Source organism: Brevundimonas sp. (assembly GCF_052436175.1).
Taxonomy (GTDB): Bacteria; Pseudomonadota; Alphaproteobacteria; order Caulobacterales; family Caulobacteraceae; genus Brevundimonas.
In genome coordinates, this window is sequence record NZ_JBQVNM010000009.1 from 1 (window position 1) to 21,909 (window position 21,909).

Annotated in this window: 21 protein-coding genes; 9 read left to right on the top strand and 12 right to left on the bottom strand. The window is 68.5% G+C overall.

Going from position 1 to position 21,909, the window contains the following annotated elements:
• From ACT6QK_RS03760 to ACT6QK_RS03775, 4 genes are all read left to right on the top strand, one after another.
• Positions 1–1,071: cell wall hydrolase (locus ACT6QK_RS03760; RefSeq protein WP_444596470.1), on the top strand; the 1,071-nt coding region annotated here is incomplete at its 5' end.
• A 104-nt stretch (positions 1,072–1,175) separates the two neighbouring features.
• Entirely contained in the window at positions 1,176–2,369 is a 1,194-nt protein-coding gene (locus ACT6QK_RS03765; RefSeq protein WP_444596471.1) for a PAS domain-containing protein, read from the top strand.
• Positions 2,370–2,390: 21 nt separating this feature from the next.
• Positions 2,391–3,134 carry an HWE histidine kinase domain-containing protein gene (locus ACT6QK_RS03770; protein WP_444596472.1) on the top strand — a complete coding sequence of 248 codons (744 nt, stop codon included), beginning with the start codon at positions 2,391–2,393 and terminating at the stop codon, positions 3,132–3,134.
• A gap of 52 nt (positions 3,135–3,186) precedes the next feature.
• Positions 3,187–3,594, top strand: coding sequence for a response regulator (locus ACT6QK_RS03775; RefSeq protein WP_444596473.1), 408 nt, complete (start codon positions 3,187–3,189; stop codon positions 3,592–3,594).
• A gap of 319 nt (positions 3,595–3,913) precedes the next feature.
• Here the strand turns inward: ACT6QK_RS03775 and ACT6QK_RS03780 are convergent, their stop codons facing one another.
• The 5 genes from ACT6QK_RS03780 to ACT6QK_RS03800 form a co-directional block, all read right to left on the bottom strand.
• Complete coding sequence (locus tag ACT6QK_RS03780) at positions 3,914–4,921, bottom strand: mitochondrial fission ELM1 family protein (RefSeq protein WP_444596474.1); 1,008 nt, start codon at positions 4,919–4,921, stop codon at positions 3,914–3,916.
• Positions 4,912–5,385, bottom strand: coding sequence for a transcription elongation factor GreA (greA, locus tag ACT6QK_RS03785; protein WP_444596475.1), 474 nt, complete (start codon positions 5,383–5,385; stop codon positions 4,912–4,914). The genes ACT6QK_RS03780 and greA overlap by 10 nt, the downstream gene beginning before the upstream one ends.
• Before the next feature lie 143 nt (positions 5,386–5,528).
• A complete protein-coding gene (locus ACT6QK_RS03790) occupies positions 5,529–5,741 on the bottom strand; it encodes a hypothetical protein (RefSeq protein ID WP_444596476.1) in 213 nt (70 codons plus the stop codon).
• A 36-nt stretch (positions 5,742–5,777) separates the two neighbouring features.
• On the bottom strand, positions 5,778–6,449 hold the full coding sequence (locus ACT6QK_RS03795) for a glutathione S-transferase (protein ID WP_444596477.1): 672 nt from the start codon (positions 6,447–6,449) through the stop codon (positions 5,778–5,780).
• A 91-nt stretch (positions 6,450–6,540) separates the two neighbouring features.
• Positions 6,541–6,774, bottom strand: a complete 234-nt coding sequence (locus ACT6QK_RS03800; protein WP_444596478.1) for a cysteine protease — start codon at positions 6,772–6,774, stop codon at positions 6,541–6,543.
• A 175-nt stretch (positions 6,775–6,949) separates the two neighbouring features.
• Here ACT6QK_RS03800 and ACT6QK_RS03805 point away from each other — a divergent pair, with 175 nt between their 5' ends.
• Positions 6,950–8,251, top strand: coding sequence for a dicarboxylate/amino acid:cation symporter (locus ACT6QK_RS03805; RefSeq protein WP_444596479.1), 1,302 nt, complete (start codon positions 6,950–6,952; stop codon positions 8,249–8,251).
• A gap of 171 nt (positions 8,252–8,422) precedes the next feature.
• Here ACT6QK_RS03805 and ACT6QK_RS03810 read toward each other — a convergent pair whose 3' ends face one another.
• The 3 genes from ACT6QK_RS03810 to ACT6QK_RS03820 all read right to left on the bottom strand — a co-directional run bounded on the left by ACT6QK_RS03810 (position 8,423) and on the right by ACT6QK_RS03820 (position 11,191).
• Complete coding sequence (locus ACT6QK_RS03810; RefSeq protein ID WP_444596480.1) at positions 8,423–9,757, bottom strand: amidohydrolase; 1,335 nt, start codon at positions 9,755–9,757, stop codon at positions 8,423–8,425.
• Between the two features lie 87 nt (positions 9,758–9,844).
• Complete coding sequence (locus tag ACT6QK_RS03815) at positions 9,845–10,402, bottom strand: type 1 glutamine amidotransferase domain-containing protein (RefSeq protein WP_444596481.1); 558 nt, start codon at positions 10,400–10,402, stop codon at positions 9,845–9,847.
• 120 nt (positions 10,403–10,522) lie between these two features.
• A complete protein-coding gene (locus ACT6QK_RS03820; RefSeq protein WP_444596482.1) occupies positions 10,523–11,191 on the bottom strand; it encodes a hypothetical protein in 669 nt (222 codons plus the stop codon).
• A 196-nt stretch (positions 11,192–11,387) separates the two neighbouring features.
• On the opposite strand from ACT6QK_RS03820, the gene ACT6QK_RS03825 reads away from it, so the two are divergent.
• Entirely contained in the window at positions 11,388–12,506 is a 1,119-nt protein-coding gene (locus ACT6QK_RS03825) for a hypothetical protein (protein WP_444596483.1), read from the top strand.
• Positions 12,507–12,555: 49 nt separating this feature from the next.
• On the opposite strand, the gene ACT6QK_RS03830 is transcribed toward ACT6QK_RS03825, so the two are convergent.
• From ACT6QK_RS03830 to ACT6QK_RS03845, 4 genes are all read right to left on the bottom strand, one after another.
• Positions 12,556–13,347, bottom strand: coding sequence for a hypothetical protein (locus tag ACT6QK_RS03830; protein WP_444596484.1), 792 nt, complete (start codon positions 13,345–13,347; stop codon positions 12,556–12,558).
• 162 nt (positions 13,348–13,509) lie between these two features.
• Positions 13,510–16,968, bottom strand: a complete 3,459-nt coding sequence (gene carB, locus ACT6QK_RS03835) for a carbamoyl-phosphate synthase large subunit (RefSeq protein WP_444596485.1) — start codon at positions 16,966–16,968, stop codon at positions 13,510–13,512.
• 19 nt (positions 16,969–16,987) lie between these two features.
• Positions 16,988–17,302, bottom strand: a complete 315-nt coding sequence (locus ACT6QK_RS03840; protein ID WP_444596486.1) for a hypothetical protein — start codon at positions 17,300–17,302, stop codon at positions 16,988–16,990.
• A gap of 326 nt (positions 17,303–17,628) precedes the next feature.
• Complete coding sequence (locus tag ACT6QK_RS03845) at positions 17,629–18,327, bottom strand: HAD family hydrolase (protein ID WP_444596487.1); 699 nt, start codon at positions 18,325–18,327, stop codon at positions 17,629–17,631.
• 144 nt (positions 18,328–18,471) lie between these two features.
• Here ACT6QK_RS03845 and ACT6QK_RS03850 point away from each other — a divergent pair, with 144 nt between their 5' ends.
• The 3 genes from ACT6QK_RS03850 (at position 18,472) to carA (ending at position 21,716) form a co-directional block, all read left to right on the top strand.
• Entirely contained in the window at positions 18,472–19,158 is a 687-nt protein-coding gene (locus tag ACT6QK_RS03850; protein ID WP_444596488.1) for an SDR family NAD(P)-dependent oxidoreductase, read from the top strand.
• A 9-nt stretch (positions 19,159–19,167) separates the two neighbouring features.
• Positions 19,168–20,484, top strand: coding sequence for an amino acid permease (locus ACT6QK_RS03855; RefSeq protein WP_444596489.1), 1,317 nt, complete (start codon positions 19,168–19,170; stop codon positions 20,482–20,484).
• 68 nt (positions 20,485–20,552) lie between these two features.
• Entirely contained in the window at positions 20,553–21,716 is a 1,164-nt protein-coding gene (carA, locus tag ACT6QK_RS03860; protein ID WP_444596490.1) for a glutamine-hydrolyzing carbamoyl-phosphate synthase small subunit, read from the top strand.
• The last annotated feature ends 193 nt before the right edge of the window (positions 21,717–21,909 follow it).

The window sequence follows — 21,909 nt, forward strand, 5'->3', positions numbered from 1 at the left end:
GATCAGGACCGCGCCGCGGAGCTGATCGCCCAGGCCACCCAAGGCGATTTCGGACCGCAGGGTCTGGCCGCCCTGCTGGCCCAGATGGACCCGGCCCAGCGCGCCGAGGCCCTGCGCCACGATCCGCGCTTCCGCCAGGCGGCCCTGATGGGTCTGACGCCGGGTTGGGAGACCCTGAGCCTGGGCGGCAAGCCGTCCCTGGACTTCGGGGCCAGCGGCCTCGAGGCGCAGAAGCTGAACGCCGCCACCCCCGTCGCGACCGGCGCCCTGCGCCCGGCCCTGCCGTTCGTGCTGAACGCGCCGCCCGCAGCCCGCGCCCGCGCCCAGCGCTGCCTGACCCAGGCCATCTACTATGAGGCCGCGCTGGAGAGCGACGAGGGCCAGGCCGCCGTGGCCCAGGTCATCCTGAACCGCGTGCGCGACCCCAACTATCCGGCCAGCGTCTGCGGCGTGGTGTTCCAGGGCGCCGAGCGGGTCACCGGCTGCCAGTTCAGCTTCACCTGCGACGGCTCCATGGCCCAGGCGCCGGTCGGCTGGGCCTGGGACCGGGCGTCGAAGGTCGCGGCTCGCGCCCTGGCCGGCCATGTAGCCACACAGGTGGGCACCGCCACCCACTATCACGCCGACTACGTCCATCCCTGGTGGTCGCCGACCCTGGCCAAGATCACCCAGATCGGGGCGCACATCTTCTATCGCTGGAAGGGCGTCTACGGCGAGACCGCGGCCTTCCGCCAGGCCTATGCGGGCGCCGAGCCGGTCATCGACGAAGCGCGCTTCTCTCGCCCCAGGGTGATGATGGCCAGCCAGGAGGTCGACGGGAAGGCTCTGACGGTCGCTCCGGGCGCCGCCGCCACCGGCGAGCTCAAGACCGTCGAGATCAACGGCCAGACCCGCGTCGTGGGCGTCATCAGCCTGGGCGGCCGTCGCCAGCCGACGGCCGAGGACATCGCCGCGATCAACGCCCGCCTGCGCGACTACGAGGCGCCCAAGCCCGCCCCATCGCCCTCTGCCCCCGCGCCCGCCGGGGTCGTGACGATGGAGGTCGAGGAGGTCGGTCGTCCGACGTCGTGACGCCGACGCCCCTCCAAATGCCCGCCATGCAACGGCAGCGCTTGACGCGCGTTCTTTGAGACCCGAAACGCGAAACGCCGCCTGCCGCGGCGCTGGTGACCCGTTTGACTTCTCCTCCCCCTTCCGACGCCTGGACCGAGCAAGACCGTCTGTCGGCGCTTCGGGCCTATGGAGTTCTGCACACCGCGGCCGAGGACAGGTTCGACGACCTGGTGGATCTGGCGGCCCGCATCTGCGAGGCGCCGACGGCCCTGATCAGTCTCGTCGATCAGGACATCCAGTGGTTCAAGGCCCGGGTCGGGCTGGACGTGGACTGCACCCCGCGTAGCGTCTCCTTCTGCGATCATGCGATGCGCGAGCATGAGGTCATGGTGGTGCCGGACGCCACGCTCGATCCGCGCTTCGCCGACAACGCCCTGGTCACGGGCGCGCCCCATATCCGCTTCTACGCCGGCGCCCCCCTGGTCACGGCCGAGGGCCTGCCGATCGGCTCTCTCTGCGTCATCGACTATCGGCCGCGACCCGAGGGGCTGAGCGAGCTCCAGACCCGCACCCTGACCGTCCTGGCCGCCCAGGTGATGACCCAGCTGGAACTCGGCCGCGCCCTCGACCAGCGCAGCCTCAGCGAGGACACGGCGCGCCGCGCCCTGCTGGCCTCCTCCTATGTCGGGGGATGGGACTGGGACATTCCGGCCGACCGGGTCGTCACCGACGAACGGTTCGCGGCCATGTTCGGGGTCGATCCCGACCGGGCGGCGGCGGGCGCCCCGATCCAGGTCTTCACCGACGCCATCGACCCGCGTGATCGCGACCGGGTGGCCGCCGACATCGCCCGCGCCATGGAGGGCGACGGGGTCTTCCTGTGCGAATACCGGGTCGTCGCGCCGGGTCGCGAGCGTCGCTGGGTTCTGGCCCGGGGTCAGGTCTATTTCGACCGCGACGGCGCGCCCGAGCGCTTCCCCGGGGTGGCGGTGGACATCACAGAGCGCAAGCAGCTCGACGCCGACCTGGCCGCCGTCGCCGCCGCCCTGGCCGAGAGCGAAGCAAAGTTCCGCGCCATCGCCGACTCCATGCCGCAGATGGTCTGGTCCACCCTGCCGGACGGCTTCCACGACTACTACAACGCCCGCTGGTACGAGTTCACCGGGGTGCCGGAGGGGTCGACCGACGGCGAGGGCTGGAACGCCATCTTCCACCCGGAGGACCAGCCGCGCGCCTGGGAGGTCTGGCGCCATTCGCTGGCCACGGGCGACCTCTACGAGATCGTATATCGTCTGCGCCGCCACGACGGCGTCTAGCGCTGGACCCTGGGCCGGGCCGTGCCGCTCCGGAACGAGGCCGGGGAGATCGTCCGCTGGTTCGGCACCTGCACCGACATCGACGACCTGAAGCGGATCGAACAGGGTCAGGCCCTGCTGAGCCAGGAGCTCAGCCACCGCATCAAGAACATCTTCGCCGTGGTCTCGGCCCTGATCGCCCTGTCGGCGCGCGAACACCCCGAGGCCAAGGGGTTCGCCGCATCGGTGCGCGACCGTATCGGGGCCCTGGCCCGCGCCCATGAGTTCGTGCGGCCGCACACGGAGGTGTCGCGCCCCCTGCTGGGCGACATGACCCTGCACGCCTTCCTGTCGGCCCTGTTCCGTCCCTATGCCACGGCCGAGGGCGAGGCGCGGGTGATCGTCTCGGGCGACGACGCCCTGTTCGACGATCAGGCGGCCACCTCGGTCGCCCTCCTGTTCCACGAACTGGCCACCAACGCCGCCAAGTACGGCGCCCTGTCCGTGCCCGGGGGCCGTGTCCGGCTGACCACCTGTCTGGCGGGGGATCGCTTCATCCTCAGCTGGCGCGAGGAAGGCGGCCCCTCCGTGACCGGTCCGCCGTCCCGATCCGGCTTCGGGTCTTCGCTCGCGACCCTGTCGGTCGAGGGTCAATTGGGCGGCCGGCTGGAACGAGTCTGGCATGAAGGGGGTTTGGAGATGACCGCCGACCTTCCTGCGACCGCCCTCTCCCGCCGAAAGGCGGCGCGCGATCGTCAGGGGGCCGACGGCCCGAAAATTGCTTAACCCCGTCCGGACAGGAAATCGGACACCGCCTGAGACTGACCCCGCTACGCCCATGACCGCCCGCATCCTCATCATTGAAGACGAAGCTCTTGTCGCCATGGAACTTCGGTTCGTGCTGGAAGACCTGGGCCACGAGGTGGTCGGTACCGCAGCCGAGGCCGCGACCGCCCGCGACATCGTGCGCGAGACCGAGGTCGATCTGGCGCTCGTGGACATCCACCTGTCCGACGGTCCGACCGGGATCGATCTGGGGCGGGATCTGGCCCAGCACGAGAACGTCACCGTCCTCTACATGACCGCCAACCCCGGCATGGTCAGGGGCGGCGTGGCCGGAACCCTGGGCGTTCTGTCCAAGCCGACGGACGAGCGTGCGGTGAAGACCGCCGTCGACTACGCCCTGCGCCGCCGTCAGGGCGAGCCGGTTCAATATGCGCCGCCGGAGCTGACCGTCTTCGCGTGACCTAGGTCGCGTATCGGTTGGTTTCGCCCCGTGTTAAGCTGGCGCGAGCGGCGGAGACGGCCATGGCGCAATCCAGATTGATCGGCTTGGGCGTCGCCATTGGCGCGGGCGTGGGAACGGCGATCGGCGCCGCCATCGACAACATAGCTGTGGGGGTGGCGGCCGGTGTGGCGATGGGCGCAGGGCTCGGATTTGCGCTCTCGGCAAGGCGTTTCCGAACAGCCGGCGGCCGCTCGGACAGTCCAGCGGACGGCGGGGCGACATCCCTCGACGGCGGCGGCAGTTGCGACTCGTCGGACGGCGGATGCGGAGGTGGTGACTAGCGACCTCGCGCCGCCATGGCCTCCAGCACGGCCTTGGCCGCCCGCTCGGTCTCGTTCAGAGGCGCATAGGTCCAGGTCTCCAGCGTCCCGTCGAACGACCGGGCGGCGCTCAGGCTTTGCAAGTCGGCGTGGAGCCGCGCGAATTTGCCGGGCGGCTTGAGCGGGACCATCGGCAGAATGTGAACCGGCTTGCCGGTCGCCGCCGCCTCGGTCGCCATGTTGGCGCTGTCCTCGGTGACCAGCACATGGTCGGCATAGTGCAGGAAGGCGAACAGGGGGTTGTCGCCCGACCCGTCCCAGATCAGGCCGGGCAGGGCGGCCAGCCGCGTCTTCATCGCCGCCTTGGCCGCCTCCGGCGTGCGCCGCGAGAAGGTCAGCATGAGCGACCCGCGCGTGGAGGCGATGGCCGTCGCGATCCGCTCGGCGAGGGCTGCGGCGTGGTCGGCCGTCAGGTCGAAGGCCGCCGATCGCCCCCCGATCATGACCGCGACGCGCGGGCGCGGCAGGGCCCCGAGCCGCTCGGCGAAGGCGGTCGCCCCTCCGGCCAGGACTTCCGGCGTGATGCGATGCGGCGAGCCTGTGATTTCGAAGACATTGTCGCCCGACAGGCCGTCATGAGCCGGGGCCACCACCATATCGAACCGGTTGGGGTTCAGTCGGGGATCCTGAGTCTGGACCACGCAGGTCCGCCCCCCGGACAGTCGTCGCGCCCTGAGCGACAGCGGCAGGCTGGCCCGGCCCGTCGCGATCCACAGATCGGGCCAGACCTCGCCTTCAGCAGGGAAGGGATCGTCGGCTGCCGGATCAAGCATCCAAAGGGCCTTTAAGGCGCTGGGCAGACGGTCGAACACAGGCCGCCAGCGCACGCGCTTGATCGCGATCTCGGCGGGGGTCAGGCGTTGGACGGCCTCGGCAAGGCCCAGCGCCTGATTCTCTATGCCCGCACGGCCGTCGGAGACGACCTGGATCCTCAGAGGACCGTTCCTGGGTCGGTCTAGATCCACTCGACCTTGAGGATTTCATAGGCCTTCACCCCGCCGGGGGTGTTGACCTCGACCGAGTCGCCGACCGACTTGGAAATCAGGGCGCGGGCGATGGGGGACGAGATGGAGATCTTGCCCTGCTTCACGTCCGCCTCGTGTTCGCCGACGATCTGATACTTGCCCTCGTCCTCGGTGTCCTCGTCGACCACGGTGACGGTGGCGCCGAACTTGACCTGGTCGCCGGACAGTTTCGACACGTCGATGACCTGGGCGCGGCTGATCTTGTCCTCGATCTCGGCGATCTGGCCCTCGATCCAGCCCTGGCGTTCCTTGGCGGCGTGATACTCGGCGTTCTCCGACAGGTCGCCGTGTTCACGGGCCTCGGAAATGGCGGCGATGACGCTTGGACGCTCAACCGACTTCAACTGCTTCAACTGATCGTCGAGGACGCGATAGCCCTCGCCCGTCATGGGCACTTTTTCCATAGGTATCAGAAATTTCTTGTTTCGCCCGGAAATCCGGTAAGGACTGGGAGGTAGGGTCGGCGTGGGTCGCTGGGCGCGCGCGACCGGCCAAAGAGACTAGGGCGCCTGCCTCGAAAACTCAAGGTCGTCCCTGATGTCGCCGATCAGCCGGTGGTGAGCCGGTCCTGCGCCCGCCGCCGCGCAACCCGCCGCATCATGGCCCGCTTGGCCGTCACATAGATCAGGACGCCCAGCGCCGCCGATCCGATCAGGGCGAAGGCGGCCGACAACAGGAACACGCCTGCAGAGATGAAGGCGATGACGAAGGCGACGGCGGACATAAGTCCCAGGGTCAGGGGGGCGGTCTTGAAGGGCATGCACCCCTTAACGCGCCGGCCTCACGCCGGTTGCCGTTATGCGTAGGCGTAGGGTCCGCCCCGCTCCAACGCGCGCTGATAGGCGGGGCGGGCGTGGATGGTCTCTAGGAAGGCCTTCACATGCGGCTTGTCCGGCCCGAAGGGCGCCCGCGCCGCGCAGGCCTCGATGGGGAAGCTCATCATGATGTCGGCGGCGGTGAAGGCGTCGCCCGCGAACCAGGCCGTCCTCGACAGTTCGCCCTCCCAATAGGCCGTATGGGCGGCGATCTGGGGGTCGATGAAACTGGCCTGGGCCTTGGTCGAGACGCCCTTGACGATCGGCTTGATGAGACCCGGCGCGCGGTTGGGCAATTGGCCGAACACCAACTTGAGCAGCAACGGCGTCATGGCCGACCCCTCGGCGTAGTGCAGCCAGTAGGTCCAGCGGCGGGCCGCCTCGGTTCCGGGCGCGGGCTTCAACGGCGACCCCGGATGGGTCTCCATCAGATATTCGATGATGGCCCCGGTTTCGGCGACCAGGGCGCCGTTTTCGGTGTCCTCGATCACCGGCGACTTGCCGAGCGGATGGATCGCCCTCAGCTCGGGCGGCGCCAGCATGTTGTGGGCGTTGCGCTCATAGCGCTTCACCTCATAGGGGACGCCCAGTTCCTCCAGCAGCCACAGCACGCGTTGCGAGCGGGAGTTGTTCAGGTGATGGACGACGATCATGCGAAACCCCGTGGCGGCGACCCCGCCACTAAGGCCTCTTTACGCAAGGGACGGCAAGCCGGATCGAAATGCCGGCGGGATCGGCGCCAAATCAGGCGCGGCGTCCGCTCCAGCGCCGGCGCGGATGGGGCGCGGCTTTCCCGGTCCCGGATGCGGCGCCGGCGGCCGTATTCGCGCTCGGCGCGCCGCGTCCGCGATGCTGCTGATACAGTTCCCAGGCCAGGGTCGCGAGCGCCAGCTTGCCCGCGTGACGACCGGCGAACCGGCGCCCGCCCTTCGACAGCAGTAATCCTCCGACGACGGTGGCGATACGCGACAGGGCCATGGTCTTCAGTCTCCGTTACCCGACAGAAATGGCCCGCAGCCGTTTCGGTTCAACGACGCAGGCCGACGCCGCGACGATCTGTCTTCAGGTCTTCTCCCGGGCCTTGCAGAAACGGCGCCTCGTCGGCCAGAAATCGGGTTCGCCGCCGCCCCGCGGGTAATGCTAGGCTTTCGCCATGGCTCTCTCCCGTCTCCGTACCGCCCTGACCTCGCTCAGCGCCCTGGTCCTGTTCGCCCTGATCGCGGGCCTCGTCGTCGGGGGGCTTGCCGCAGGTGGGTCCGCCGAACCGCATGGACCCTGGATTCCCGTCCTGTCGGTGCTGGAGAAGCTGGGCCAGACCTGGCTCAACGCCCTGCGCATCACCGTCATTCCCCTGATCTTCGCCCTGCTGGTCACCGGGGTGGCCGCCATCGCCGACGCGGCCTCGACCGGGCGGCTGGCGGCGCGGGCGCTCATGGTGTTCGGCGTCCTGATCGTCTTCGCCACCGTCTACGCCATCCTTGCCGGCCTCGGTCTGCTCAACCTCTGGCCCATCGACCCCGTGGCCGGGCGCGCCCTGCTGACGGCCCTGCCGGCCGATCAGGTCGCGACCGTCAGCGAGGCGGCGCGCACCGACGGCTTCTCGGCCTTCCTCAACAGTCTGATGCCCAACAACATCGTCCGCGCCGCCGCCGAGGACGGGGTGCTGGCCGTGGTGGTCTTCGCCCTGGCCTTCGGTTTCGCCGCCACCCGGCTCCAGCCCGAGACCCGTCGTCCTCTGGTCGCCCTGTTCGGCGCGACGGCCGAGGCGATGATCGTCATGGTCCACTGGGTGCTGCTGGCCGCGCCGTTCGGCGTCTTCGCCCTGGCCCTCGGGGTCGGTCTCCACGGCGGCTTCAGCGCGGCGGGCGCCCTGGGTCACTACATCGCCATCGTCTGCCTCAGCCAGATCGGCCTGATCCTGCTGACGCTGCTGATCGCCGTGGTCTGGGGCCGCATCGGCCTCGGCCGCTTCCTCGCCGCCTCGGGCCCGGCCCTGGCCGTGGCCGTCTCGACCCAGTCGTCTATCGCAAGCCTGCCGGGGATGATCGAGCGGGCCCGCGACGCCCTGGGGGTGCCCCAGGCCCGCGCCGGTCTGGTTCTGCCCCTGGCCGTGGCGGTGTTCCGGATGACCAGCCCGGTCGCCAACCTCGCCGTCTGCCTCTATGTCGCCCAGTTGCACGGCGTCGAACTGGGCCTGCCGGTCCTGATCGCCGGCGGTCTGACCGCCATCGCCGTCTCCATCGCCTCAGTCGGCCTGCCGGGTCAGGTCAGCTTCTTCGCCTCCGTCGGCCCCATCTGCCTGGCCATGGGCGTGCCGGTCGGCGTCCTGCCCCTGCTGCTGGCGGTCGAGGTGATCCCCGACATCTTCCGCACCCTCGGCAATGTCACCGCCGACATGGCGGCGGTGCGGATCGTCGATGCGGCCGAGGGCGAGACGGAGCCCGCTCCCCAATGATCCGTCACCCTCGGGCTTGACCCGAGGGCCGGAGGTTCCGCCGCTCACCAGGGCCTGATGAGCCGCCGGCGTCTCCGTTCGCCTGTCGCCACGCCCCGGCGCCCGATCCTCGGGTCCGTCATCCTCCGACTTGATCGGAGGACCGAGGATGACGAAAGGGGGAGGGCAGGCTCAACCCGCCACCTTCGGCATCAACCCCTCCGCCGCGATCACGCTGGCCTCGACGCCCAGGGTCACCGAGGGTTCCGGCGTGATCTTGAACAGGGGCGAGTGGTGGCCCGCCGCCCCTTCCAGTTCGGCCTCGGGCGTGCCGCCGACGCTGAAATAGACCCCCTTCACCCCGCTCTCGGGCGTGACGAAATAGGCGAAGTCCTCCGCCCCCATGCCGGTGCGCTCCCCATCGTGAAGCACCTCCGCCCCGAAGGCCGAGGCGAACAGATCGCGGACCCTCTGGGCCGTGGGCGCGTCGTTGATGGTGGGCGGGGTGGTCTCGGTCTTCGATCGCGTCACCACCGGCAGGCGATCCTCCGGCACGCCCAGCGCCAGGGCGGTGTTCTTCGCGATCCGGTCGATTCCGTCCAGCAGCTGGGTTCGCACCTCGGGGCTGTCGGACCGCACCGTGAGCTGCAGGTCCACCTGTTCGGAGATGATGTTGTGCTTGATCCCGCCGTGGATCGAGCCGACCGTCACCACGGCCCCCTCCAGCGGATTGACCTCGCGGCTGCGCAGGGTCTGCAGCGACACCACGATCTGGGACGCCACCAGCACTGGGTCGACCCCCAGATGCGGATAGGCCCCGTGGGTGCCCACCCCCTTTACCGCGATGTCCACGCTGTCCGAGCTGGAGGCCGTTATCCCCAGGGGGGCCTCGATCTTGCCTGTCGCCAGATCGGCCGAGACGTGAAAGGCCAGGGCGTAGTCTGGCTTGGGGAAGCGGGTATAGAGGCCGTCCTCGATCATCATCCGGGCGCCGAAGATCCGCTCCTCGGCCGGCTGGGCGATCAGGACCAGGGTGCCGGACCAGTTGGCCTTCCTCGCCGCCATCTGACGCGCCGTTCCGACCAGAGCGGTGATGTGCACGTCGTGGCCGCAGGCGTGCATGACGGGCTTCTCGGTCCCGTCGGCGTCGATTTGGCGCGCCGTGGAGGCGTTGGCGAGGCCGGAGCGCTCCTGAAGGGGCAGGCCGTCCATGTCGGCCCGGATCATGACGGTCGGCCCGACGCCGTTCCTCAGCACCGCCACCACCCCGGTTCCGCCGACGCCGGTGGTCACGTCATAGCCGAGCGCCGTCAGCTCCTGCGCCATCCGCGCCGAGGTCTGGACCTCGCGCCCCGACAGCTCCGGATTGCGATGGAACCAGTCGAACAGGGCGCCCAGATTGGCGTCATAGTCGGCCTGCACCGCCGCCTTCAGCGCCGCGTCGCCGCCCGGCCCGGACGTCTGGGCCGAAGCCGTCCCGCCCCACAGCGCCGCCGCCGCGACCGTCGCCAGAATGATCCGTTTCATGACTATCCCCCTTGTCCCGAAGCGACCTTAGCGGTCGAGGGCGGGGGCACAAGGGCGGACGATCATGGCCGGGCCGCCTTCGGCCGGTCAGGCCGCGTGCCGCCCCTCGGCGAACTCCTCGATCATCTTCGCACAGAAGGCCGGCAGGTCGTCGGGATTGCGCGAGGTCACCAGGCCATTGTCGACCACGACCTCCTCATCGACCCATTCGGCTCCGGCGTTCTCTAGGTCGGCCTGGAGCGAGGGCCATGAAGTCATGCGGCGACCGTCCACCGCCCCGGCGTTGATCAGGGTCCAGGGACCGTGGCAGATGGCCGCCACCGGCTTGCCCGCATCGGTGAAGCGCTTGATGAAGGCGATGGCCTTGGCCTCGATCCTCAGGGCGTCGGGATTGATCACCCCGCCCGGCAGGACCAGCCCGGCGTAGTTGGCGGCGTTGGCCGTCTCCAGGGTGCGGTCGACCCTGACGGTCTCGCCCTTGTCATGATGCTCGAAGCCCTGAATCTCTCCGGCCTTGGGCGACACGATCTCGACCTCGGCTCCCGCGGCGCGCAGGGCCTCCACGGGCTTCGTCAGCTCGACCTGTTCGAACCCGTCGGTGGCCAGGACCGCGATCTTCTTTCCGGCCAGGGTGTGGCTCGCCATGTCGTCATTCCTTCTGCTGGGGACAGAGGGACAACGGAGCGGTCGGGCGGATCGTTCCTGCGGTCGTCGTCGGGACGCTCGCCGATCAGCCAGACGCCGCCGCCGAACCGCAGTTGGGGCCTAGATCAGGGCCAGAACCAGAAACAGAGCCATGACATAGACCGCGATCCGTAACACAGCCCAGGTCGTCAGCAGGCCGGCCTGTCTCCAGCTCAGGGACAGCTTGGCCCGGAACCAGGCCGTTTCACAGCCGACGAACCACGCCAGCCCGGCCAGCATGACGGCCACGCCGATGGCGTTGTTCATGTCGGGGCGCTGGGTGATGACGCCGCCGGCGGACATGACGGCGGCGATGGGCGTGGCGAGATAGCACTGGGCGTAGAAGGGCGTCCTCAGGCTGCCACGGCTCAACTTCTTGCCCTGATGACGCAACAGGGTCAGGGCCATGACCAGAGGCGCCAGGCTGAACACCAGCGAGCGGAACAGGATCAGGTTCTGCTGTGACGCGGAAATGACCCGCACGGCGTCCGAGCCGTCATGGGGCGGCGTGATGTGCAGGGCCGAAGCGATGACATTGGCCAGCACCAGGGTGGCCAGCAGCATCAGCGGCGGGCTGATGGCGTCGTCGTAGCGGTTCTCCTCGCTGTCCGACTGTTCGCGGTCGGAATACTCCATCGTCTTCAGCGGATGGCGGACGATCCGCCACATCGTCAGCGGCAGGAAGACCAGCCAGCTCGTGGCCTCGACGATGAACTCCTCGAAGCTGCGCAGGATCTTCAGGAAATCCATCGTTCGCCTCCGTCTTGCGCCGCGCCTGCCATGGCGGCGGCGCCCGGTGCAGGGTGGCGACTTTTGCCGGGGCCGCAAGTCCGGCGATGCCGCTTTCCTCGCGGAGCCTTCGACCAGCGGCGTTCGCGTCGGGAGATGGGGCAATCTCGCCCGACCTCGCGATTGACCTCTGCCGGACTTCCCGCATTCTACGGGCGTGGATCGAAGATCCGGCGGATCGATGGGGGCGATGATGGACGTGTCGAGGGGAACGTGGCCGATCCGGATCGCCGCCGTCGCCTGGTTCGTGGGTGGAGCGGCCTTTCTGCTGGCCGTGCCCGTCATCCTGCAGGCCTGGGTCTTCCTGCTTCCCGCCATCGTCGTCCTGGCTGCGGGGCTGGCCTTTCCGCTGGCCTGGGTCTGGCGCTGGATTCGCAAGCGGGGCGGTCTTGGCGCGGCGTGGCTGAAGACGGCGGTCGTCCTGACCTTCCTGATCTCGGTGATCGTTGCAGCGCCCGTCTATTTCATCGCCTTCTACACGCAGTTTCGCCCGGCCCTGGCGCCTCAGGTCACCCTGACCAATGGCGAAAGGACCGTCGTGATCCAGGGCATGCAGCATGTCGCGACCGACCAGTTCTACCGCAGCGTGGTGTTCGATCTCGAACAGGCTCTCTCCCAAGGCTCGGTCCTGTTCTACGAGGGGGTCCGTGACGCGGACCCTGAGTCCAGCCGCTGGTTCCAGACAGTCGTGACCGATGGCAAGGATCTGACCGACGCCTATCGCGAGCTGGGCGACATCTGCGGACTTCAATTTCAGAACGACTATCTGCAGGTCGTGGTGCAGGACGCGGTGGCCCACCCCGCCTCACACATCGTGGCCGACGTTTCCACGGCGGACCTGAAGGCCGAGTACGATCGGCTCATGGCCTCCGATCCGGCCTTTGCCGAAGCCATGGCCCATCGCAAGACGGACGACGCCTCGACGGACGGAGTCGAACAGGCCATCGCCTTCCTGAAGAACGGCACGGCGGGTCAGCGCGAACTTGCAGGCGTGGTCTGCCGGGGGGTCATGACCATGGTCATGACCCGCGCCAATGATCCCCAGGCGCACGATGACCTTGATCCGCTGATTCTGGACTACCGCAGCCGGATCCTGGCGGAACGGCTCCTGGCCGAACGCCGCCCGCACAGCTACGTGACCTATGGGGCCAAGCATATCGCGGGCACGTTCCAGGTGATGAAGGCCGCCGATCGGAGATGGCGGGTGGCCTCCGTCAAATGGGTGCGGACCATCGACACCCCCCAGACCTACACCCGCGTCCTGGCCTTGTCCTGAACCGGGATCACGCCCACCCCTGAACGGTGTGGGCGTGAGGCGTGCGGGCTCAGAACCGCCGGTCGCTGTCCATGGCGTGACACTCGCCGTCGAAGGGCGTCAGGCCCTCGATCTGGATATGGCCGGCGCGGCGATCGATGGTCAGCTTGGGCTTGTTCAGGCCGCTGAACCGGAACTCGGCCCGGACGAAATCGCGCGAGACCGACAGGTTGTTGAGGTCGTACCAACCGTCCTGGGCTCCGCTGTGGAGGGGCGGCACCATGTTGCTGGCCGGACGGATGCGCCCCTGATTCCCGTCGATCTCGATGGTGACCGAGGTGTTGTAGTCCTGCTCGTTCCAGGTGTAGCCCGAGCGCGGCACATACCGGTTCTTGTCCGAGTCCCACTGGTAGCCGGTATCGGGCCGGGCCTCCTGGCGGCGTCCCGCTCCGTAGCAGATCAGGGCCAGATGCTCGCGGTATCCGCTGCGGTCGTAGGAGTCGCCATAGCCGAACTCGGGCGGGCGATACCCGCCGCCGCCGCTGTTTCCGTCACGGCCGCAATCGGCGGCCGGGGTGCTGACGATGGAGTCGTAGCGGCCGTTGCGGGTCGCCACGCTGATGCAGGCGTTCTGTCGTCCATTCCACCAGTAGGTCCAGGACCGATCGTCACCCACGGCGCCCCCGGCGTTGACATAGCCGCGTTGCTGAAGGGCGCTCTCTCCGCTGGAGCCGCGCGCCCCGACCAGATCCCGGAGCTCCGGCGGCGTCGACTGGGCCAAGACAGGGCCGGCCGACAGAAGCGCCGCCCCGAGCGCGGCGACGCTGATACGCAGTCTGAAATCCTTACGGTACGCGTTCATGGCTGTTCTCCCACCCCGGCCACACCGACAGCGATCGTCGGTCCGTGAAACCTGACAGAGCCAATGCGCCCGCGCTAGAGGGAGTTCCCCGCGTAAACCATCTTGGCCATTTCCCCCCGGTCGAGGCCTGGCCAGACCGGGGGACGACGACGCCTTAGACCGTCAGGCGTAGTCCTGGATCGGCCGCACATCCAGGTCGCCGGCCTTGAGGGCGACGATGGCGCGGGCGGCGGCCTCCGCGCCGGCGGCGGTGGTGTAGTAGGGGATCTTCATCATCAGGGCGGTGCGGCGCAGGCTGAAACTGTCCTGCAGCGACTGCTTGCCCTCGGTGGTGTTGAAGACCAGCTGGACCTCGCCGTTCTTCATCGCGTCGACGATGTTGGGGCGACCCTCCAGCACCTTCTTGACCAGACCCACCTCGAGGCCGCGCCCGGCCAGATAGTCGCGCGTGCCGCCCGTGGCGATGACGGTGAAGCCCTCGGCGATCAGCAGGCGGACCGCCTCGACCACGAAGGGCTTGTCGTCCTCCTTGACCGAGACGAAGGCCGTGCCGCCCCCGGGCAGGGTGGTGCCGCCGCCGATCTGGCTCTTGGCGAAGGCGCGGGCGAAGGCGGGGCCCATGTCGGCCTCGCCGTCGCGTTTCCAGTCCAGACCCATGACCTCGCCGGTCGACCGCATTTCCGGCCCCAGGATGGTGTCCACCCCGGCGAAGCGGGCGAAGGGGAAGACCGCCTCCTTCACCGCGATATGGTCATAGGGTTTGTCGGCCAGGCCGAAGGACTTCAGCGGCACGCCCGCCATGACCTTGGCGGCGATCGAGGCGATGGGCTGGCCGATGGTCTTGGCCACGAAGGGCGCGGTGCGGCTGGCGCGTGGATTGACCTCCAGCACGAAGATGCGCGGCGTGTCCGAGTGCGGCTCCTCGATGGCGAACTGGACGTTCATCAAGCCACGGACCTTCAGCGCCCGGGCCATGGCCTCGGTCTGACGCTTCAGCTCGGCGACGGTCTCGGCCGACAACGACCACGGCGGCATCGAACAGGCGCTGTCGCCCGAATGGACCCCGGCCTCCTCGATATGTTCGAGCACCCCGGCGACGAAGACCGTCTCGTCATCGCACAGGGCGTCCACGTCCACCTCGGTGGCGCGGTTCAGATAGTGGTCGATCAGGACCGGATCGTCGCCCGACACCCGCATGGCCTCGCCGACGTAGCGGTCCAGTCCCTCGCGGTCGTGGACGATCATCATGCCGCGCCCGCCCAGCACATAGGAGGGGCGCAGGACGACCGGATAGCCGACCTCCTCGGCCTTGGCGGCGGCTTCCTCGGCGCTGCGGGCCAGACCGTTCGGGGGCTGTTTCAGGCCGATGTCGTTCAGCATCTGCTGGAACCGCTCGCGGTCCTCGGCCAGGTCGATGGAGTCCACCGTCGTGCCCAGCACCGGCACATTGTCGGCCTGCAGCGCATGGGCCAGCTTCAGCGGCGTCTGGCCGCCGAACTGGACGACGCAGCCGATCAGGTCGCCCCTGGACCGCTCGACCTCGATCAGCTCCAGCACGTCCTCGGCCGTCAGCGGTTCGAAATACAGGCGGTCGGAGGTGTCGTAGTCGGTCGAGACCGTCTCCGGATTGCAGTTGACCATGATGCTTTCGACGCCGATGTCCGCGAAGGCGAAGGCCGCGTGGCAGCAGCAGTAATCGAACTCAATTCCTTGCCCGATCCGGTTCGGCCCGCCGCCCAGAATTATCGCCTTCTTTCGGTTCGACGGCTCCGCCTCGCAGGCCGGAACCTGGCCCAGGGCGCCGGTCTCATAGGTCGAATACATATAGGCGGTGGCCGAGGCGAACTCTGCGGCGCAGGTGTCGATCCGCTTGAACACCGGACGGACGTTGAGCGACCGGCGCAGGGTGCGGACTTCTTTCTCCGTCTTGCCCGTCAGCTGGGCGAGGCGGGCGTCGGAGAAGCCCATGCCCTTCAGGCGACGGAATTCACGGGCGTCGCCAACATCGACGTTAGAGCTCCCTTCCCCCTTGATGGGGGAAGGGCCGGGGTTGGGGGTGACGGCGCCGGACGTCGTGTCACCGCCGGCGAAGTCTGCTCCGACCGCTGTCACCCCCATCCCAACCCTTCCCCCATCAAGGGGGAAGGGCTTTTCAGCGCCCGGCAGACCCTTGACCCGGATATGGCCCTCCTCGCGCACGATGTCGGCGATCTGGCGCAGGAACCAAGGCTCGTAGGAACAGGCGGCGTTGACCTCCTCGACCGTCAGGCCGTGGCGGAAGGCCTGGGCGATGACGCGGATGCGGTCGGGGGTGGGGATGCCCAAGGCTCGCACCACCGCGGCGCGGATGGCGGCGTCGTCCTCGGCGCCGATCACGCCGTCGATCTCGATCTCGTCGAAGCCGCTGAGGCCGGTCTCCAGACCGCGCAGGGCCTTCTGCATCGATTCCTGGAAGGTCCGGCCGATGGCCATGACCTCGCCCACCGACTTCATCGAGGTGCCCAGCAGGGGCTCCGACCCCGGATATTTCTCGAAGGCGAAGCGCGGGATCTTGGTGACGACATAGTCGATCGACGGCTCGAACGAGGCCGGCGTCACCTGGGTGATGTCGTTCTGCAGCTCGTCCAGGGTGTAGCCGACGGCCAGCCGCGCGGCGACCTTGGCGATGGGGAAACCGGTGGCCTTGGACGCCAGGGCCGAGGACCGCGACACGCGCGGGTTCATCTCGATCACGACCATGCGGCCGTCCTTCGGATTGATAGCCCACTGAACGTTCGATCCGCCCGTCTCGACCCCGATCTCGCGCAGGACATTGATCGAGCCCGTGCGCATGCGCTGATATTCCTTGTCGGTCAGCGTCAGGGCGGGGGCGACGGTGATCGAGTCGCCCGTATGCACCCCCATCGGGTCCACGTTCTCGATGGAGCAGATAATGATGCAGTTGTCCGCCTTGTCGCGGACCACCTCCAGCTCATACTCCTTCCAACCCAGCACCGATTCCTCGATCAGCACCTCGGTCGTCGGCGACAGGTCCAGACCGCGCAGGACGATCTCCTCGAACTCCTCGCGGTTGTAGGCGATGCCGCCGCCGGTGCCGGCAAGCGTGAACGACGGCCGGATCACGGCGGGCAGGCCGACGAACTCCAGCCCCTCCAGCGCCTCTTCCATCGAATGAGCGGCCTTGGAGCGGGGGCTTTCCAGACCCAGCTTGTCCATGGCGTCGCGGAATTTCTGCCGGTCCTCGGCCTTGTCGATGACCTCGGCCTTGGCCCCGATCATCTCCACGCCGTATTTAGCCAACGCCCCCGACGCATCCAGCGCCAGGGCCGTGTTCAACGCCGTCTGCCCGCCCATGGTCGGCAGCAGGGCGTCGGGCCGCTCCTTGGCGATGATCCGCTCGACGAATTCCGGCGTGATCGGCTCGATATAGGTGGCGTCGGCCACCTCCGGGTCGGTCATGATGGTGGCGGGGTTGGAGTTGACCAGGATGACCCGGTACCCCTCGGCCTTCAGCGCCTTGCACGCCTGCACCCCAGAGTAATCGAACTCGCAAGCTTGCCCGATGACGATCGGCCCTGCGCCGATAATCAGTATGGATTTCAAGTCTGTACGTTTGGGCATGGGAGAGCCTCTTGTTCTTCTAGTTCGTCACGACCGCGCATTCCCAGCCGTCATAGTCCAGCTGGAAGGCGGCGGCCCAGGATTGCATCATGGCGGAGATGGGGGCGAAGGAGGTCTCGTCCACCGCCGTCGTCGTCTCCAGAACGGTCATGTCGTCCGACCCGCTGGTTACGAAGCCTGCCCGGCGCGCCACCTCGTTCAGGTCGTCGTGGTCGCCGTCCCCATGAAAATAGAACAGGGTGTGGCGCGGCGTGATCCCGCTGTCGCCGTGCTCGGCCAGGGCCGCGCGCACCATGGCGTCGCGTTCGTCGTGGCTGATGACGTCTTCATGCACGGGCGCGGCGATCCTCTATGCGCGCGAAGGCCCGGCGCGAGAATCGCGGCCGTTCCGTCGGGTTGTCGGTTAAGCGGCCCGTCTAGAGAAGGGGGGGCGGGGGAGCAAGGTGGAATCTCTGATTTGCGTCCCTCTCCCGGCGGGAGAGGGCTTGAGCGCACGCGGGCGCCAGCGCGCGTTCTTGCGCGAAAGGGTGAGGGGCTGGCGTTGGAGTGGGCATAAGCCTCATCGCCGTGCGACGGCTGGCGCCGACTGGGCCGCCAACCCCTCATCCGTCTCGCTGCGCGAGCCACCTTCTCCCGCCGGGAGAAAGGAAGGTTCGCGCCCTACCCCCCCACCGCCGCGATCCAGTCCGGCAACTCCCCGATCCGGCTCAGGGAGACATAGCGGGGGTGCCCCTCCGGCGCGTCGGCCACTTCGTGGGCCCAGGTGACGTGGTAGGGGATGTGAACCCCGAAGGCGCCGGCCTCGAGGGCGGGCAGGACGTCGGACTTCATCGAGTTGCCGGCCATCACCGCCTCGGCCGCCCCGGTGCCGTGGCGGGCGAAGACCCGCTCATAGGTGCTGCGATCCTTCTCCGAGACGATCTCGACCGCCGCGAACAGGTCGCCCAGGCCCGAGGCGGCCAGTTTGCGTTCCTGATCCAGCAGGTCGCCCTTGGTGATAAGGACCAGCCGGTATCTTTCCGACAGTTCGGCGATGACCTCGTCCACGCCCGCCAGGGTCTCGACCGGGTGAGCCAGCATCTCGCGCCCGGCGGCCAGGATCTCGCGCACCACCTCGGGCGGGGCGCCGCCGTCGCACAGCTCCATCGCCGTCTCGATCATCGACAGGGTGAAGCCCTTCACGCCATAGCCGTAGAGCCTGAGGTTACGGCGCTCGACCTCGGCCAGCCGAGCCTCAATCGTTTCCAGATCGCCGTGGTCGTCCAGCAAATCGACGAACCGCGCGTGGGTCAGGCGGAAGATGGTTTCGTTGTGCCAGAGGGTGTCGTCGGCATCGAGGCCGATGGTCGTGATCGGCATGGGTGTCCGTCGTCGTTGCTTGCCGCTTGGTGAGTAGTGCTAGTGAGCATGAGGTGAGTGTCGGGCCGAGGATCGCGCTCACCCCTCGCTCACTAGCACTACTCACCCCTGCGTTCGCAATCGACACAAAGAGAAGGTCCCAGCGTGACGACATCGGCGATCATCATCGGCGCCTCGGGCGGGATCGGCGCGGCCGTCGCGACGGCCCTGCGGGCCTCCAATCGGTTCGCCGTCGTCCACGCCCTGTCGCGCTCCGGCACGGGTCTGGATCTGGAGCACGAGGCCTCCATCGCCGCCGCCGCCGCCCGGGTCGCCGAGGGGCCGGCGCCGACCCTCGTCTTCGTGGCCACCGGCGTCCTCCATTCCGGCCATGACCCCGAGCGCAGCTATCGGGCGATGACGGCGGAGCATCTGCTGCGCGACTACCGGATCAACACAGTCGGCCCGGCGCTCGTCGCCAGGCATTTCCTGCCTCTGCTGCCGCGTGACCGGCCCGCCGTCTTCGCCGCCCTGTCGGCCCGGGTCGGGTCGATTTTGGACAACCGGCTGGGCGGCTGGCACAGCTACCGGGCGTCCAAGGCGGCGCTGAACATGATCCTTCGAAACCTCGCCGTCGAACTGGCCCGCAGCCATCCGCAGGTGGTGGTCGCGGGCCTGCACCCCGGCACGGTCGCCACAGACCTCAGCGCCCCGTTCCAGAAGGGGGTGAAGCCGGACAAGCTGTTCACGGCCGAATATTCCGCCGAACGCCTGCTGGCCGTGCTCGACGGCCTGACCCCGGCCGACAGCGGCGGCGTCTTCGCCTGGGACGGCGCGCGAATCCCCGGATAGTCTGACGCCATGAGCCAGACCGAAGTCATTCCCGTTCCCACTGCCCGCAAGCTGGGCTGGGGGCTGGCCGCCCTGGTGGTGGCCGGGAACATGATTGGGTCGGGCGTCTATCTGGCGCCGGTCAGTCTCGCGGCCGTCGGGTCGTCCAGCCTGATCGGGTGGCTGATCTGCGGGGCCGGGGCCATGGTGCTGGCGGCGGTCTTCGCCGGTCTGGGGCAGCATCAGCCGGACGCCGACGGCCTGTCGGACTTCACCCGGCGCGGGCTGGGCCGGTTCATGGGCTACCAGACCGCCATCGCCTACTGGGCCGTCTGCCTGACCGGCAATGTGGCGGTGGCCCTGGCGGGGACCGGCTATCTGGCCTTCTTCTTTCCCGTCCTGAAAGAGCCCCTGTTCGGCGCCCTGTCCAATCTCGTGCTGATCGGCGTCACCACGGCGGCCTATGCGTCGGGCGCGCGGACGGCGGCGCGACTGGGGGCGGCGACCCTGGTCATTGGTCTGCTGCCCATCCTGTTCGCCATCGTCGCCGGCGCCCTGGCCTTTTCGCCCGCGACCTTCAACGCCTCCTGGAGCCCCGAGGGCCAGCCTCTGGTCCAGACCATCCCGGCCTCTCTGGTCATCGTCTTCTGGAGCTTTCTCGGGCTGGAGAGCGCTGCGGCCCTGTCGCGGCTGGTCAGAAATCCGGCGCGGGACGTGGGCCGGGCCAGCGTCGGCGGCGTGGCCCTGGCCCTCGTGGTCTATGTCTGCGCCTCCGTCGCCGTCTTCGGTGTCATCCCGGCGGGCGAACTGGCCGCCTCGACCAGCCCCTTCGCCGATCTGGCCGCGCGGGTCTTCGGCGCCTCCATCGCCGGGATCGTGGCCGCCTGCGCCGTCATCAAGGCCCTGGGGACCATCGCCGGCTGGACCATGCTGGGCGGTGAGACGGCCCGCAGCGCGGGCGAGGCGGGCTATCTTCCGCGCGTCTTTGGGTCGGCCGCCACGCCGGGGCGGCTGCCGTTGAGCAACCCGCTGATCAACGGCGCGATCATGGCCCTGCTGGTCGTGGCCACGATTCAGCCAACCCTGGCCGGGCAGTTCGGCCTGCTGATGGGGGCCTGCACCGTCCTGACCATCTGCCTCTACGCCCTGTGCTGCATCAGCCTGTTCCGCGCGACCCGGTCGTCCGCCTGGCGTCTGCTGGCGGGGGTGGGACTGGTCTTCTCGGTCGGCACCGTGATCGCCGCCTCGCCCGGATCGGTCGTCCCGGCCATCGTCCTGTTCGGCGTGACGAGCGTCGGGTGGTTGTGGGTGCGCCGGACCGGCGGGCGGGCCGACATCATCCGTTGACCCGACCTCCCGCACTCTTTAGTGACGCCGCCGTTTGCCCGTCGGGATTCGGTGCTAAGGAGGCCGCCATGACCACTCAGCTTCTCCCCGGTTGCACCGGCGTCCTGGCGCTCGCGGACGGCACGATCCTGCAGGGAATCGGCGTCGGCGCCCACGGTTCGGCCTTGGGCGAGGTGGTCTTCAACACCGCCATGACCGGCTATCAGGAAATCCTGACCGACCCCTCCTACATGAGCCAGATCCTGGCCTTCACCTTCCCCCACGTCGGCAATGTCGGTGTGAATGTGGAAGACATCGAACAGATGGGCGGCGGCTCCGACACATCGGCGCGCGGCGCGATCTTCCGCGACGTCCCCACCGATCCGGCCAATTGGCGCAGCCAGAACAGCTTCGACGGCTGGATGAAATCGCGCGGCGTGGTTGGCCTCGCCGGGGTGGACACCCGCGCCCTGACCCAGATCATCCGCGACAAGGGCGCGCCCCACGCCGTCATCGCCCACGATCCCGACGGCCGGTTTGACCTCGAGGCCCTGGTCGCCCGGGCGCGGGAGTGGACCGGGCTGGTCGGTCTCGACCTCGCCAAACCCGCCTCGACGCTGCAGGCGTTCGAGTGGGACGAGGGTCTGTGGGAATGGCCGGAAGGTCATCCGAAGACCGAGGGCCGCAAGACCGTCGTCGTCATCGACTACGGGGTGAAGCGCAACATACTGCGCGCCCTGGCCTCGACCGGCGCGAAGATCACCGTCGTGCCCGCCACCACGACGGCGGAGGAGGTGCTGGCCCGCAACCCAGACGGCGTCGTCCTGTCCAACGGTCCGGGCGACCCGGCCGCGACCGGGGAATACGCCGTGCCGGAGATCAAAAAGCTGGTCGACAGCGGCAAGCCGGTCTTCGGCATCTGCCTCGGCCACCAGATGCTGGCCCTCGCCCTCGGCGCCGCCACGGTGAAGATGGATCAGGGCCACCACGGCGCGAACCATCCGGTCAAGGATCTGACCACGGGCAAGGTCGAGATCGTCTCGATGAACCATGGCTTCACCGTCGATCGCGACAGCCTGCCGGACGCCGTGCAGGAGACCCACGTCAGCCTGTTCGACGGCACCAATTGCGGCATCCAGCTGAAGGACCGCCCGGTGTTCAGCGTCCAGCATCACCCGGAGGCCTCGCCCGGGCCGACGGACAGTCTGTATCTGTTCGACCGCTTCCACGCCCTCATGGACGGCGCCGCCTGAGGCTGGAGAACGGCGTGACGCTCTGACGCGGGGCGCCACGCATCCTTCCGACGCCTTCTGCGTATCTGCAACCGGCGGCGGTCCAATTATCCTGCGTCTCATTCTTGGCGGATGCCGCGACGGAATGTAGGAGGTCCGGCGTTCAAGCCTCGCCGCCTCCGGTTCGGTCCCCCGGGATTGGAACGACGGATGC

Coding starts and splice junctions, on each gene's coding strand:
- ACT6QK_RS03775 (WP_444596473.1), top strand. CDS start 3,187: ATGACCGCCCGCATCCTCATCATTGAAGACGAAGCTCTTGTCGCCATG.
- greA (WP_444596475.1), bottom strand. CDS start 5,385: ATGGAAAAAGTGCCCATGACGGGCGAGGGCTATCGCGTCCTCGACGAT.
- ACT6QK_RS03790 (WP_444596476.1), bottom strand. CDS start 5,741: ATGCCCTTCAAGACCGCCCCCCTGACCCTGGGACTTATGTCCGCCGTC.
- ACT6QK_RS03795 (WP_444596477.1), bottom strand. CDS start 6,449: ATGATCGTCGTCCATCACCTGAACAACTCCCGCTCGCAACGCGTGCTG.
- ACT6QK_RS03800 (WP_444596478.1), bottom strand. CDS start 6,774: ATGGCCCTGTCGCGTATCGCCACCGTCGTCGGAGGATTACTGCTGTCG.
- ACT6QK_RS03805 (WP_444596479.1), top strand. CDS start 6,950: ATGGCTCTCTCCCGTCTCCGTACCGCCCTGACCTCGCTCAGCGCCCTG.
- ACT6QK_RS03810 (WP_444596480.1), bottom strand. CDS start 9,757: ATGAAACGGATCATTCTGGCGACGGTCGCGGCGGCGGCGCTGTGGGGC.
- ACT6QK_RS03815 (WP_444596481.1), bottom strand. CDS start 10,402: ATGGCGAGCCACACCCTGGCCGGAAAGAAGATCGCGGTCCTGGCCACC.
- ACT6QK_RS03820 (WP_444596482.1), bottom strand. CDS start 11,191: ATGGATTTCCTGAAGATCCTGCGCAGCTTCGAGGAGTTCATCGTCGAG.
- ACT6QK_RS03830 (WP_444596484.1), bottom strand. CDS start 13,347: ATGAACGCGTACCGTAAGGATTTCAGACTGCGTATCAGCGTCGCCGCG.
- carB (WP_444596485.1), bottom strand. CDS start 16,968: ATGCCCAAACGTACAGACTTGAAATCCATACTGATTATCGGCGCAGGG.
- ACT6QK_RS03845 (WP_444596487.1), bottom strand. CDS start 18,327: ATGCCGATCACGACCATCGGCCTCGATGCCGACGACACCCTCTGGCAC.
- ACT6QK_RS03855 (WP_444596489.1), top strand. CDS start 19,168: ATGAGCCAGACCGAAGTCATTCCCGTTCCCACTGCCCGCAAGCTGGGC.
- carA (WP_444596490.1), top strand. CDS start 20,553: ATGACCACTCAGCTTCTCCCCGGTTGCACCGGCGTCCTGGCGCTCGCG.